Annotated in this window: 12 protein-coding genes; 9 read left to right on the forward strand and 3 right to left on the reverse strand. The window is 60.8% G+C overall.

The window, feature by feature from the left end:
* Positions 1–7 precede the first annotated feature (7 nt).
* Positions 8–904 carry a trimeric intracellular cation channel family protein gene (locus DCC25_RS08935; protein ID WP_370443923.1) on the reverse strand — a complete coding sequence of 299 codons (897 nt, stop codon included), beginning with the start codon at positions 902–904 and terminating at the stop codon, positions 8–10.
* A gap of 17 nt (positions 905–921) precedes the next feature.
* Positions 922–2,367, reverse strand: a complete 1,446-nt coding sequence (gene purB / locus DCC25_RS08940) for an adenylosuccinate lyase (RefSeq protein ID WP_110101415.1) — start codon at positions 2,365–2,367, stop codon at positions 922–924.
* A 170-nt stretch (positions 2,368–2,537) separates the two neighbouring features.
* Here purB and DCC25_RS08945 point away from each other — a divergent pair, with 170 nt between their 5' ends.
* The gene (locus DCC25_RS08945; protein WP_110098156.1) at positions 2,538–2,954 is read left to right on the forward strand and encodes a hypothetical protein; all 417 of its coding nucleotides are present in this window, start codon (positions 2,538–2,540) and stop codon (positions 2,952–2,954) included.
* Positions 2,954–4,528 (forward strand): hypothetical protein, encoded by a 1,575-nt coding sequence (locus DCC25_RS08950; RefSeq protein WP_110098155.1) that lies wholly within the window; start codon positions 2,954–2,956, stop codon positions 4,526–4,528. The genes DCC25_RS08945 and DCC25_RS08950 overlap by 1 nt, the downstream gene beginning before the upstream one ends.
* Before the next feature lie 12 nt (positions 4,529–4,540).
* On the opposite strand, the gene DCC25_RS08955 is transcribed toward DCC25_RS08950, so the two are convergent.
* Positions 4,541–4,936: a phage holin family protein gene (locus DCC25_RS08955; protein WP_110098154.1), complete on the reverse strand. Its 396-nt coding sequence runs from the start codon at positions 4,934–4,936 to the stop codon at positions 4,541–4,543.
* 64 nt (positions 4,937–5,000) lie between these two features.
* Between DCC25_RS08955 and DCC25_RS08960 the strand changes: the two genes are divergently transcribed.
* From DCC25_RS08960 to DCC25_RS08990, 7 genes are all read left to right on the forward strand, one after another.
* A complete protein-coding gene (locus tag DCC25_RS08960) occupies positions 5,001–6,194 on the forward strand; it encodes a histidinol-phosphate transaminase (RefSeq protein ID WP_110101450.1) in 1,194 nt (397 codons plus the stop codon).
* A 133-nt stretch (positions 6,195–6,327) separates the two neighbouring features.
* Positions 6,328–7,536 carry a thiamine pyrophosphate-dependent enzyme gene (locus DCC25_RS08965; protein ID WP_110101417.1) on the forward strand — a complete coding sequence of 403 codons (1,209 nt, stop codon included), beginning with the start codon at positions 6,328–6,330 and terminating at the stop codon, positions 7,534–7,536.
* A complete protein-coding gene (locus tag DCC25_RS08970; protein ID WP_110098152.1) occupies positions 7,533–8,537 on the forward strand; it encodes an alpha-ketoacid dehydrogenase subunit beta in 1,005 nt (334 codons plus the stop codon). Before DCC25_RS08965 ends, DCC25_RS08970 begins: the two co-directional genes overlap by 4 nt.
* A gap of 15 nt (positions 8,538–8,552) precedes the next feature.
* A complete protein-coding gene (locus tag DCC25_RS08975) occupies positions 8,553–9,908 on the forward strand; it encodes a dihydrolipoamide acetyltransferase family protein (protein ID WP_110098151.1) in 1,356 nt (451 codons plus the stop codon).
* A gap of 390 nt (positions 9,909–10,298) precedes the next feature.
* Positions 10,299–11,129 (forward strand): alpha/beta fold hydrolase, encoded by an 831-nt coding sequence (locus DCC25_RS08980; protein ID WP_158524568.1) that lies wholly within the window; start codon positions 10,299–10,301, stop codon positions 11,127–11,129.
* Between the two features lie 110 nt (positions 11,130–11,239).
* Complete coding sequence (locus DCC25_RS08985; RefSeq protein ID WP_255410774.1) at positions 11,240–12,013, forward strand: LamB/YcsF family protein; 774 nt, start codon at positions 11,240–11,242, stop codon at positions 12,011–12,013.
* Positions 12,010–13,671 carry an urea amidolyase family protein gene (locus DCC25_RS08990; RefSeq protein ID WP_110101418.1) on the forward strand — a complete coding sequence of 554 codons (1,662 nt, stop codon included), beginning with the start codon at positions 12,010–12,012 and terminating at the stop codon, positions 13,669–13,671. The genes DCC25_RS08985 and DCC25_RS08990 overlap by 4 nt, the downstream gene beginning before the upstream one ends.
* Positions 13,672–13,705 lie beyond the last annotated feature (34 nt).

Consider the following 13,705-nt stretch of genomic DNA (forward strand, 5'->3'; position numbering starts at 1 on the left):
ACACACCCTAGAATTTGTCGGGGCCGTGATCGGAATCTGAATCATCCGAGTCAGAACCTGGATCGTCATCGAGACCATCAAGCTCGTCGAGTTCATCCTCCAACTCCTCGGCTAAATCCTCTTCATCGTCAGGCTTGGGATCGAGACGTTGCCAGGGCCAGGCGAAGGTCCCGCCAAAGGCCGCGCTGGGAGCATGCCACTTAAATCGCAAGGCCACGAGCCGGAAACTAAACACCGCCACGGCAGTCACGGCACCCCAGAGTGGCTCGTAGACATCCAAGGCGTTCAAAATCGCCACCACCGCAGCGCCGGAGACCGCCGGGATGGCATAAATATCGTGGGGGTTGAAGATGGCCGGGATCTGGTTGGCCACCACATCGCGTAAGAGCCCGCCAAAGACCGCGGTGGCAGCGCCCAACAGTGTTGCCGAGACGATCGGTAGCCCCGCATCGGTGGCGATCAGGGTACCGACCACGCAAAACACAGCGAGTCCTCCGGCATCAAACACCAGGATCGTGCGTCGGAGCCGGTCTGAGTCAATGACTCGGATATACACCAGCAAGACCGCCAGGGCCACCGGGATCATGTAGGACGGGGAAGCGAACGCATTGGGGACCCCAGCGTTAATGATCACATCGCGGACCACACCGCCACCCAGTCCGGTCAGCGCTGCCAGCAGCGCCGAGCCGATGATGTCGAAACCACGCCGGGAGGCCAGCAGTGCACCGGAGACCGCGAAGAAGAACACCCCGGATAGGTCGGCAAAATAGACAATATCGGGCAGATAGTCCACCGAAGAGTCTGGCATCTGCTCCGTGGGTTCCGGGAATTCATCGATCCCGCGGGGCTGTTGGTCCTGGATATCGTCTGGGTCGGTCTGGGCCAGGATGAATGACGCTAACACACTGGTGAGGCTTCGCGTTAGCGACGTCCCTCAAGCGTTTCGGCCGCCAATTGTGCGGCCACCCCGGTGTAGGTCGCGGGGGTGAGCTTCAGTAGCTGCTCCTCGGCCTGGGAACTCAGCCCCAAGGACCGGACAAACTCTCGCATCCGCTCGGGGGTCACCCGCTGACCGCGGGTGAGTTCTTTGAGCCGTTCGTAGGGTTGTTCCATGCCTTTGGTGCCGGCAATGGCTTCAGCGCGCATCACGGTCTGGATGGCCTCACCGAGTACTTCCCAGTTGTTATCCAGGTCCGCGGCCAGCACCTGTTCGGCGACGGTGAGTTGCCCCAGCCCGCGAGTGACGTTGGACAGGGCCAGCACCGAGTGGCCCAGCCCCACCCCGATATTGCGTTGGGAGGTGGAGTCGGTCAGGTCGCGTTGCCACCGGGACTCGATCAGGGTCTGACCCAGTGTGTGCAGGATGGCATTGGACAACTCGCAGTTGGCCTCGGCATTTTCGAAACGGATCGGATTGACCTTATGCGGCATGGTCGAGGACCCGGTCGCCCCGGCAACCGGGACCTGGGTGAAATAGCCGATGGAGATATAGGACCACACGTCCTGGCAGAACCCGTGCAGGATCTGGTTGAACCGGCTGAGATCATCGTAGAGCTCTGCCTGGTAGTCGTGGGATTCGATCTGCGTAGTCAGGGGATTAAAGCTCAGCCCTAAGCTTTCCACAAAGGACTGAGCAATCACCGGCCAGTTGGCGTGGGGGACAGCCACGTGGTGGGCGGCGTAAGTGCCGGTGGCGCCATTAATCTTGCCCAGGTATTGCTGGCGGGAGATGCGATCCAGCTGGCGTTGCAGGCGGTGGACAAACACCGCCAATTCTTTGCCCAGGGTGGTCGGGGTTGCCGGCTGGCCATGGGTGCGTGAGAGCATCGGGGTGTGTTGGCACCCTTGTGCGAGCTCGGCGATCGTGTCGATCGTTTCTTGCGCTCGCGGGATCCAGACCTGGTGGATCGCATCGCGAATACCCAGGGCATAGGCGAGGTTATTGATGTCTTCGCTGGTGCAGGCGAAGTGCACCAGCGAAGACAGCCGCTGCAGTCCCATGTCTTTCAGATGGGCGGAGATGAAGTATTCCACGGCTTTGACGTCGTGGACGGTGGTGGCCTCAAACTCAGCCAGTTCGGCGATCGAGGCAGCGTCGAACTCGGTGTACAGCCGGCGTAACTCGTGCTTCTGGTCGGCGGAGAGCTGGTCCAGACCAGGCAGGACCTGAAGTTCACACAGGTGAATGAACCACTCGACCTCCACCACCACACGATTTCTATTCAGTGCCGCCTCGGAAAGATGCTCGGTGAGCTCCGAAACGGATGACCGATACCGGCCATCCAGGGGTCCGAGCACTGCCCCGGCGTCAGCCAAAGAACGACGTGCAGAATCGGTGGTCGCGAGTGAAGAATCAGTGGAGGTCATTTTTCTATTTTTGCACGTTTTCCCGCCCGGTCCACAGGCTTGAAGGTTTGCAACGGTTATCCACTGTTGGCCCGAGAAGACGGTGGAGAACGTGGGTGCTTCCTACGCTGAATTCGTCGATACGTTGATTCGATGAGATATGAGATGACGCAGGAGACGAAAGGCGCGAGATGACACTGATTGAAACCGCCACCGGAGCGTATTGCACGCATGTGGCCCCCCACATTCAGCAGTGGTCGGAGGGACCCGGGGTGGGAGACCTGGGAGTGGCTGCCATCGAGAAAGCCACCCTGGCACTGGAAACGGTCGTGGACGAAGTTCAGGCGGTTCAGGCAGAAATTGAGCAACTGGCCTCCCGACTCCGCGATATCGGTGGCCTGGACTGGCACTCGAAGGCCGGGGAAGCGTTCAAAGACAAGACCCGACGTACCGAGGCGAAGACCCGGGATATCTCTGACTCGGCGCTTGCCATGAAACAGGCGGGCCGGAAGGGAATCGACGAGCTACGGGTCCAGGCGGCCCAGGCCCGGGATGCTCTGAACGCGGCCCGGTCCACGGTCGCTGATATTGCGACGGGAGTGTGCTGATGGCCTCGGTGGTGGGTGGAGCCTCGTCAATCCAGGGCAATCTTGAAGAACTGGAACGTGGTAGTCAATTCTTGAAAGACATTGCAGTGCGTGCCGGGGTACTGGGGGCAAAAGCTACTGCATGGAGTGGTGCGCTGAGTTTCGCAACATTGACCGTTCCTTCAGGAGCCCAGGTACGGGCCCGTGCTGTCGAGGTGAGTTCAGGACTGGCCTGGCTGGCCACTGAATCCTACGGCTTAGCTGAGGGCGTGGATTTCGCTGTGGCAGGATACCGTCAGGCAGAACGCGTGGTCGAAGAGCAGATGTCTTCCTTAATGCTGGCGGTGTCCGGAACACGAATGTTGGGGGATCTGGTGACCGGCCAAGATATCCGCACCGAAGACCTAGCCCGCTTACTCGAAGACGGGCCCGAAGCGGTATTAAACCTGCTCCACGTTGGTTTTGGTCCGGCCGGTGGCCTTGCTCTTGGCACAGTAGCCAATGTCACTGAAGCCGGTTTGAAACTGATAACCGACAACCCGGAGCTCTCCCAGACTGAAGCATTGTGGATGCTGGCCGGAGGCGTGGTTGGCACGGCGGGACTTTTGCGAGTCGGCCGGTATGACACCACAAACACCACGAAAGGTGACACCGATGCCCAAGGGTGGGCCGAGGCTGGACGGGCGGATGGCAGTATTGCGTGGTTGCTGAAGCACCAGGAAGGATCCTTCCCCGAAAATGCTGGAGAATCATCCATGCAGGTTGGCAGGATCACTCTTGACAGTGGCGAGGAGGTTTATACGGTCAGCTACCCGGGGTCACAATTTGATGACCTGGACATCTCAGACCCTGACGAGCTGTTCAACCCCCAACAACTACTTCAAGATTTCGGATTTGAAGAAAATGCCTGGGGCGCCACTGGCATGCGAGAAGGGATGACCTTAGGGTCTCAACACGTCGCTGATGCCACCGTCGAGATTCTTGCAGAAGCTGGGGTGCCCGAGGGGGCGAAGGTGATCTTCAGCGGCTATTCCCAAGGCGGTATGCATGCCTCAACGGTGGCGACCAACCCCAAGATCACTGACGTCTACGATGTGAAGGCGGTTGTCACCTACGGTGCACCGGACCACCACGTCGACCACGATCCAGACACTATTTATCTCGGGTTTCAGCACATCAGAGACCGGGCGACCGCGCTCAGCGGCCCGGTACCCGATGGGGGAGTGAACCATTCCCGAGTGATCCTGGAAGATCTCCCTGCGGGGGCAGACCCGGATGAATCCGGGGCGTTCGGTGCCGGGCACAGCTGGCACAACCTGGAGGAAATGACTCGGGACGCAGTGGCGGATCCGGTGGTTCGGGGGCAACTGGAACATCAGCTGCAACATCTGTCTGGAATCACCACTGGGGCGGTGGCCACCAAAACCTATTCGCTCCAGCGTCGCGATCCCGGAGTACCCCGTAATCCGTTAGACCGGATCGCAGAGGGTGCCCACTCTGTTATGCAAGACGTGGGAAAGAACAGTCGGACCCTAGGCCCCACCACGAGCCCATTAGGACCGCCCCGGATCAGCATGCCACCGTTGCCCTCCTAACAGGCCGGTGCCTTAGGCTTCGGCTGGCGGAAACAGCGCTGCGAGCACTCGCTGCATAATGGCTGAGGCCAAGGAGATGATAATGGCGGCGAAAATGGCGGTAAACCAGAACTCATCAATTTCTAGGTGCACCGGGAAAATCTGAGAGATCCACGTGCTCAGCCACAACAACACAGCGTTGATCACCAGAGTGAATAACCCCAATGTCAGGCAGGTGACCGGCAGCGAGAGCACCCGCAGAAACGGGCCAATCACGGCGTTCACCACGCCGAAGATGACCGAGACACCGAGGAGTCCAAGGATTTCCTCCCCGGTCGAACTGGCGCCGACGAAATACATTCCGGGTAGTAGCCAGGTGGCAAGCCACACAGCCACCGCGGTAACAGCGGTGTTGAGCAAGAATCTCATGTCCTCATCGTGGCACACGAAGGTGAAAATGTGGTGAGCACCATTCAACGATACGATGGTTTTTATGAATGTCCCTGAATCTTCCGCGCCCCGCGACCACCACCAGGCTCAGCAGCCTGACACCACAAACGGAGTTTACCCCCGCGCCGTGTTGAACGAGCTGCCCGCCTATGTTGCCGGGAAACCCTCGGGGGAGGTGCCGGGCTTGCGTTCCTATAAGCTCTCGTCCAACGAGAACCCCTACGCCCCGGTGCCAGCGGTGATCGACAAGCTGGCCGAACTGTTCAGCGCCGCACCGACCGAGGACCACGAGCGACCTGCCGGTGAGATTCTCAACCGCTATCCGGACACGATGTACACCGCTCTGCGCCAGGAACTGGGAGCGACCCTGGACGTTGACCCCGACGACATCGTGATCGGCGCCGGATCGCTGGGTGCGCTCACCCAGTTGGTGTCCACTCTGGCGGGCACCAGCGCCGACGGGACCCGTGACGAGGTCATCATCCCGTGGCGTTCCTTTGAGGCTTACCCGATTGTCGTGCTCTCGGCAGGCGCCCAAGATATTCGGGTCCCGTTGCTAGCCGACGGTCGTCACGACCTGCAGGCCATGGCCGACGCACTCACCCCGGCAACGCGGATGATCATGCTGTGTAGCCCCAATAACCCCACCGGCCCGGTGCTGACCACCGCCGAGGTCGATGAATTCATGGCCAAGGTTCCCGCTGATGTTCTCGTGGTCCTCGACGAAGCCTACGTGGAATTTATCGAGGACCCCCAGGCCGTCAATGGCCTGGAATTCTTTGCCCGCTACCCCAATGCGGCCGTGGTGCGAACCTTCTCCAAAGCTCACGGGCTGGCCAATCTTCGGATCGGCTATGCGCTGGTGCATCCGGACCTGATGCCCCACGTGCGCGTGATGGCTACCCCGTTTGCAACCTCCACCATCGCCGAAACCGCCGCGATCACTTCTTTGCAGAACCTCGACCAGGTGCATAAGCGGGTGGCCATCGTCCAGCAACAGCGTCGTTGGGTGTTGAGTGAGCTGCACGCCATGGGTATTCAGGTACCCGAAAGCTCAGCAAACTTCTTCTGGCTGGACCTTCGCGAACGCACCCCGGAATTCGTACAGAAGGCCGCGACGTGGGGCTTGTCCGTGCGCGGATTCGGACAAGAAGGCGTGCGCGTCACCATTGGTGAAGCTGAAGCCAATGAGCGGTTGTTACAGATGGTGGCAGAGTTCTTCAACGTCTCTCGGTAAGTCGCCCCCGCAACCGGCGGAGCATTATACAACTGTCCGGCATGATTTCGCGGTTCTCCTGGTAGATTAGTGATAGTTCTCACGTGTTGGAGACACCCATTCCAACGCGATGACGACCAGGAAGGACCTTGCCATGACCGAGAGAACCTCTATTGTCCCCGTCGGTGATGATGGGTCAGAGAAGATCCCCGCTGACCTACCTGCCGACACTGTCCAATTCCTCGACCCGGATGGAATCTATCAGCCCTCCCACACTGCGGATCGATTCCAGTCCCACGCGGATCACCTCAATCAGGAACAACTCCAGCAGCTCTACCAGCTGATGGCAACGACCCGCAGAATCGATAACGAGGCCACCAGCCTGCAACGTCAAGGCGAGCTGGTACTCTGGGCCTCCTGCTTCGGTCAAGAAGCTGCCCAAGCTGGGGCAGTCTTTGCTCTGGATGACACCGACCACATTTTCCCCACCTACCGTGAGCATGTGATGGCTTTCCATCGCGGAGTTCCCGTGCGCGATATGCTCACGTTCTTCCGTGGTGCCAAAAACTCCGGGTGGGATTCTCGCGACTTCAACATTCACCCCTACACCATCGTGTTGGGCACCCAAGTTCCCCAAGCCGTGGGGTACTCCTGGGGCACCAAACTCGATCACGCCAAATGGCAGGGTGCTGATCTAAAACATCGCCCCCCGGTAACGCTGGCCTGCTTCGGGGACGGCACCTCCTCGGAAGGTGACGTCCATGCCGGTATGGTCTATGCCGCATCGCAAAACACGCCCACCCTGTTCTTCTGCCAGAACAATCGGTGGGCTATTTCTGTGCCTTTTAACGTCCAATCACGGGTACCGATTTCCACCCGCGCAGCCGGCTACGGCTTCGAAGGCATCAACGTTGACGGTAATGACCCTATCGCGATGTTTGCCGTCACCCAGTGGGCTGCCGAACGCATTCGTTCCGGCAAGGGCCCGGTTTTGATTGAGGCGCACACCTACCGGCGCGGGGCCCACACCACTGCTGATGATCCCACCAAGTACCGGACCAAGGACGAGGAAGATGCCTACGCCCGGTTGGATCCGCTGAGACGCACAGAAGCTTATTTGCGACGGCAATATAAGGTCGACGACGATTTCTTCGAACAGATTGCCACGGATGCCGATGCACAAGCCAATCAATTGCGCGACATGGTCTTGGCGATGGCGCCAGAGAACACGTTGACCCTCGAAGAGTTCATGCAGAACACTTACGCGGAGCCACACCCGTTGATTGATGAAGAACTAGCTGAATACCGTCAGTACCACGCCGGCTTTGCTGACGAACCCGTCGCGAACGGCGGTGAACGATGAGCACTACCGCCGAGACCGCGACGAAGAAACTGACCATTGGTCAAGCCATCAACCAGGCCCTGGCCGAAGAACTCGCCAGCGACGACAAGGTGCTACTGCAAGGCGAAGATATCGGCTCACTCGGTGGGGTCTACCGTGTCACCGAGGGCTTGAAAGCCGAATTTGGTGGCGACCGGGTGGTGGATTCGCCGCTGACCGAATCCGGGATTATTGGCACCTCGATCGGGCTGGCGCTAGCTGGTTACCGTCCTGTGGCCGAAATCCAATTCGATGGGTTCGTCTACCCGGGCTTTGACCAGATCACCTCCCAGCTGGCCAAACTCCATGCCCGTATGGATGGGGCCCAACAGGTTCCGGTCACCATCCGACTACCCTACGGTGGCGGGATCGGGTCTGTGGAACACCACGGTGAATCACCGGAGGCCCTGTTCACTCATACCGCTGGGTTGCGGATCCTGACCTATTCCACGGCCCACGACGCCTACTGGCTGACTCGGGCTGGAATTCGTAGCCACGACCCGGTGATGCTCTTTGAGCCCAAGCGTCGCTACTTCGCCCGCAGTATCGTCGACTTCTCCGATCCCGGTCACGCAGCCGACCCATGGAAGGCCGTGGTGGCCAAAGAAGGCACAGATCTCACCTTGGTGGTTTGGGGCGCGATGACCGCGGTCGGACTGGCCGCTGCCGAAGCCGCCGAAGCTGAAGGAATCAGCATCGAGGTGGTGGATCTGCGCTCGCTATCACCGATCGACTTTGACACTCTGGAAGCCTCCCTGAAGCGCACAACCCGGATGGTGGTAGCCCACGAAGCCTCCGTGTTTGGTGGGCTCGGCGGTGAAATCGCGGCCCGGCTGACCCAACGGTGCTTCTACTACCTGCAAGCACCGATCGCCCGGGTAGGCGGATGGCACATCCCGTATCCGCCCTCGCAGATCGAGCACGACCACATCCCGGATCTCGACCGCATTCTGGATGCGGTCGACACCACACTGGCTTTCTAACCTGAGGGGGTATTCATGGAAATTTTTAAGCTCCCCGATGTGGGAGAAGGCCTGACCGAAGCCGATATTGTCGAATGGCGGGTTGCCGTCGGTGACACCGTTGCCGTCAACGATGTGCTGGTCGAAATTGAGACCGCTAAATCACTGGTTGAACTCCCCAGCCCCTTTGCCGGCACCATCCACAAGCTCTTCGCCGAGGTCGGCGATACCGTGCTGGTCGGTGAAGACCTGATTGGTATTGGCGACTCAGCAACCGCCGGCGACGAATCTGACTCCAGCGGAGACAGTGCAGTAACGGCCGATAAACCCTTGGTGGGTTCTGGGCCGAAAAATGAAGCTACCCGTCGCCGGGCACGGAAAAAAGCCGCCACCTCGGCCCAGCCGAGACCGGCCACCCAGAAGCTTGACCCAGCACCAGAGTCAGCACCGGAGCAAGCACCGAGTCCGACACCGGCTACAACTGTGGTGCTGGCCAAGCCACCGGTGCGATACTTCGCCAAGACCCAGGGCGTCGATCTCGCGCAGGTCACACCAACCGGTCCTCGCGGCGATGTCACCCGCGCGGATGTGGAAGGCTTTCTGAACCAGTCCACTCCCGCTGGTGCCACGGCAACATCGGGTCGAACCCAAGCTCAGGCACAGGCCACCGATCCCCGGGCTATCGTTGCGCGCACCCCGGTTAAAGGTGTGCGCAAAGCCACCGCGAACGCGGTCATGCAGTCGTACTCGCAGGCTCCGCACGTCTCGGTGTTTAAAGACGTCGACATCACTCGTAGCATGGAGTTCTTGGCCCAGCTCAAGGCCTCACCCTCCTGGGAAGGCATCAAAGTTAGCCCGATGATCCTGGCCATCCGAGCCATGGTCCGCGCCGCCACGATCTACCCTCAGTTCAACTCGCTGTGGGAATCGGGGACAGCAGATGGCCAACCCGACGAGATCGTGCAGTACCAGCACGTCAACGTCGCGGTCGCAGCCGCCACGCCTCGCGGGCTGATCGTACCGGTGATCCCGCAGGCGGACTTGTTGAGCCTGAAGGACACCGCGCGAGCGATGATGGAATTGACCTCCCGCGCCAGAGAAGGCAAGACCCAACCGGCCGAACTCGCCGGTGGCACCGTGTCGATCACCAATTTCGGGTCGCTGGGTCTCGATGCCGGAACCCCGATCCTCACCCCGGGCCACACCGCGATCGTGGGCTTGGGTAAAGGGTCGAAGAAGCCGTGGGTCGTGGATGACCAGATCGTGCCACGCACCGTGCTTACCCTCGGGGGTTCCTTCGATCACCGCGTGGTCGACGGAGCAGAGATTGCCGCCTACCTGGGCGAAATCGCTGCCGTGTTGGCTGAACCTGCGGTGCTATTGGACGAATAGTGCAGAGACCTGTCTGCCCATGGACCAGGACAAACCGGGCGAAACGGGGCAGACCAGCATTAAAGAAGCCGACCCGGTTGCTGTCGACAGCAACCAGGTCGGCTCTACTCATCACTCACACCTCGAAGAGGATGTTTAACATCGTAATGACCCCAGATGATTAGACGCTGGAGGAAATATGAACGTTTCCTGTGAATGTGTGTCGCGGAGGATCGGCCTGGTGGCCCTCTGATGTTAAGCCAGTCACGTTACACTGGTGGAACTGAAATGAACTGAAGTGTCGTGAGAGTTCAGGCCGAACCGTGCCTGACAATGTCGTCAGGCGGGGAAGCAACACGATCGGGGCCGACTCACTCAACGACAGACGTCTGCCGAGAATGGAGCCAATCAATGACCGACCAGCTGAAGCACGCGAGCGACGAGCAATCCACCCCGGTGGTCAATACCGTCTCGCTGACCGATTCATCTGCTGCCGACAAAGATGTCCTGGTGGTAGGAGCCGGCATGGGGACCGGGGTGCGTGGGCTGTGGCAGCACGCGGCCAACCACTTGGCAGAGCGCTTCAGGGTCATCGGCTGGGATCTGCCCGGCCACGACACCTCACAGCCCCACCAGGCCAAAGTAGGGATTGAGGACCTGGCGGATGCGGTGGCTGACATCATCACCACCCAGCGGGCTGAGGGAACCATTGGCCCGGAGGCCAAGGTCTACTACGCCGGTGTCTCGATCAGCGGGCAGGTGGGGCTCCAGCTCGGTCTCGACCATGGAGAACTCTTCGACGGAATCGCCATTGTGGCCTCCGCGGCCAAAATCGGCGAGCAGGCGGGTTGGCAAGAGCGCGCCCAACTGGTCGAATCGGCCGGCACCGCAACCCAAGTGATTGGCTCGGTGAGTCGGTGGTTCGCCGAAGGCTTTACCGACCAGCACCCCGACCGGGCTGAATCATTGCAGACGGTGTTAGAAAAAGCCGACCAGGTGTCCTTCGCTCGGCTATGCGAAGCTCTGGGCGCTTTCGATGTGCGCGAAGCGCTGCCGAAGATTTCCGTGCCGATCGTGGCGATCAACGGTGCCGACGATCAGGTGTGCTCCTCCTCGGACGCTCACCTGATTGCCGATCGGGTGCAGCACGGTGCCCAGGCCACCGTCGAGCAGGCCGCCCACCAGATTCCCGTGGAACAACCCGAACGGTTGGCTGAGATTCTGCTCGAGAACTTCTCTTAGATCTCGAGGCCTCCTCCGATTCTCACACAACCCTCGGATTGTTGAACAATTTGAGGGTTGTGTGGCATTCTGGAGATCTACACCACCCGAGATGAGACGGAGGACACGTCGTGAACGCTGAGCACAAACTCACGATCGATATCAACAGTGATGTGGGAGAGTCTTTCGGGAACTACACCATGGGTGATGACGCCGCGATTTTCTCCTCAGTGTCGTCGGCCAATGTGGCCTGTGGGTTTCACGCGGGCGACCCCTCCATTATGCTCAACACCTGCCAGCTTGCAGCTGCGCGCGGGCTCACGGTGGGCGCCCATGTTTCCTACAACGACTTCGCTGGATTCGGACGTCGTTTCTTGGATGAGGACCCTCACCAGCTACGCAACGACGTGCTCTATCAGATCGGGGCCCTCGATGCGATGGCCACAGCAGCTGGTACCCGGGTGGCCTATGTCAAACCCCATGGCGCGCTGTATAACACCATCGTCAACCACCGCGAACACGCCGAAGCTGTGGTCGATGCGCTGGTCACCCACGGTCACGGACTGACACTGTTGCTTCTGCCCGGCTCTATTGCCGCCTCCCTGGCCGAATCAGCGGGACTGCCCGTGGTCTATGAAGCGTTTGCCGATCGGGGTTACACCCCGGAGGGGACCCTGGTCTCCCGCCGGCAACCCGGCGCGGTGCTCCACGACGAGCAGGAGGTCGTCCACCGGATGGTGCGTCTGGCCACTGAAGGCATCATTGAAGCCGTTGATGGCACAGAGATACAGGTCAACGCCGGCAGCATCTGCGTTCACAGCGACACACCCGGGGCAGTGTCGATGGCTGCCGCGGTGCGTCGTGGCCTGGAAGAAGCCGGTGTGACGATCGAATCCTTCGCATGAGCGCCCCGACCATCCGCTGGGCCGGTCGTCGTTGCTTTCTGGTGGAATGCGCCGATATCGATCAGGTCATGGCGCTCCACCAGCGCCTGTCCACCCACCCGGTCGCAGGCCAACGCGAAGTCCTGGCCGCAGCTCGCACCGTGGGGCTATTCTTTGACACCGACGCCGAAGCCCGCCACGCCGCCGAAAACATCAGCCAGTGGAACTTATCGGATGCCGCATCGCACGACGGCGCGTTGATCACCGTCGAGGTGGTGTATGACGGTGCAGATCTCTGCGAAGTCGCCACCCAGTTGTCCATGAGTGCCGATGAGCTGATCAACTGGCACACCGGCACCACATGGTTGGGTGCCTTCGGGGGTTTCGCCCCAGGATTCACCTACCTGGTTTCCACCGGCGACAGCTATTCCATTCCTCGCCGGCCAACGCCGCGGACACGGGTACCCGCACAGTCGGTGGCCGTGGCGGGAGAATTCTCCGCCGTCTATCCCCAAGCCTCACCGGGCGGGTGGCAACTTCTGGGTCACACCAACGCGGTGATGTGGGATCTTGACCGGTCCTCTCCAGCGCTGGTTGCCCCCGGTGACCGCGTTCAGTATCACGCCGTCCGGGAACGGCTGACCACCACCCAGAACTCCACCGATCACCGGTCTGGTGAGCAACCACACGAGAAACTCAGTGCCACCGCAACACCGCAACACGGGCTGGAAATTATCACCACCGGACTCCAGACCTTGGTGCAGGACCTGGGGCGGCCCGGCTACGCCGATCTGGGAGTCAGCCACTCCGGGGTGGCCGATCGGGCCGCGGCCCGGCAAGCCAACCGGCTGGTCGGTAACGACTCCGACGCCGCCGTCCTTGAAGTGCTCATGGGCGGGCTGACGATCCAAGCCCACGGGCACCACGTGCTGGCACTCACCGGAACCGACACCCCTGCACAGATCTGGGCCCCGGAGACCGCACCGACCGGTTCTCGGCAGGCTCCGGTCAACGCAGCTTTTGCGCTCTTCGACGGTGAACACCTGCACCTTCCCACCCCTGAGGCCGGGCTACGCACCTACCTGGCGGTCCGAGGCGGCCTGGAGGCGACCGACCAGCTTGGCAGTCGCGCTACCGACACGCTGTCGGGCATCGGACCAGAATCGGTGCGGGAAGGCGCCGTTCTTGCGGTCAATAAACCCCAACACCCCCTAGCCGCCACCGGAACTGCCGAACCAGCAGTGCACCCCACTCTGCCGAGAGTCGACGGGCCAGCTACCGTACTGCGGGTGCTCCCCGGGCCACGCGATGACTGGTTCGGTCCCGCCGGACTGGAACAGCTGACTGGCCAACCCTGGCGGGTCTCCGACGACTCCAACCGCATCGGCGTGCGGTTCGAACTTCCCGAGGACGGCGCCGCGCTACAACGGGTTCAGGACGCGGAACTGCCGTCTGAACCAGCCGTGACCGGAGCCCTGCAAGTCCCACCATCGGGTCTGCCGGTGCTGTTTCTGGCTGATCATCCCGTCACCGGCGGGTATCCGGTGATCGGTGTGGTGGCTGAGGACGACCTGGACCTAGCTGCGCAATTGCCACCCGGAGCCACCGTGAGGTTCCAGATTGATGACGAGACAACTGATGACAACCCAGGCAAGGACACCCACCATGACCAACACTGACTCCATCGCCACCACAGTCCAGCAACTCACCGGG

Origin of the sequence: Auritidibacter sp. NML120636, assembly GCF_003185945.1 — a bacterium.
GTDB lineage: Bacteria > Actinomycetota > Actinomycetes > Actinomycetales > Micrococcaceae > Auritidibacter > Auritidibacter ignavus.

Bases quoted from the DNA above. Each gene is read 5' to 3' on its own strand.
- purB (WP_110101415.1), bottom strand. From the start codon at position 2,367: ATGACCTCCACTGATTCTTCACTCGCGACCACCGATTCTGCACGTCGT.
- DCC25_RS08945 (WP_110098156.1), top strand. From the start codon at position 2,538: ATGACACTGATTGAAACCGCCACCGGAGCGTATTGCACGCATGTGGCC.
- DCC25_RS08950 (WP_110098155.1), top strand. From the start codon at position 2,954: ATGGCCTCGGTGGTGGGTGGAGCCTCGTCAATCCAGGGCAATCTTGAA.
- DCC25_RS08955 (WP_110098154.1), bottom strand. From the start codon at position 4,936: ATGAGATTCTTGCTCAACACCGCTGTTACCGCGGTGGCTGTGTGGCTT.
- DCC25_RS08960 (WP_110101450.1), top strand. From the start codon at position 5,001: ATGAATGTCCCTGAATCTTCCGCGCCCCGCGACCACCACCAGGCTCAG.
- DCC25_RS08965 (WP_110101417.1), top strand. From the start codon at position 6,328: ATGACCGAGAGAACCTCTATTGTCCCCGTCGGTGATGATGGGTCAGAG.
- DCC25_RS08970 (WP_110098152.1), top strand. From the start codon at position 7,533: ATGAGCACTACCGCCGAGACCGCGACGAAGAAACTGACCATTGGTCAA.
- DCC25_RS08975 (WP_110098151.1), top strand. From the start codon at position 8,553: ATGGAAATTTTTAAGCTCCCCGATGTGGGAGAAGGCCTGACCGAAGCC.
- DCC25_RS08980 (WP_158524568.1), top strand. From the start codon at position 10,299: ATGACCGACCAGCTGAAGCACGCGAGCGACGAGCAATCCACCCCGGTG.
- DCC25_RS08990 (WP_110101418.1), top strand. From the start codon at position 12,010: ATGAGCGCCCCGACCATCCGCTGGGCCGGTCGTCGTTGCTTTCTGGTG.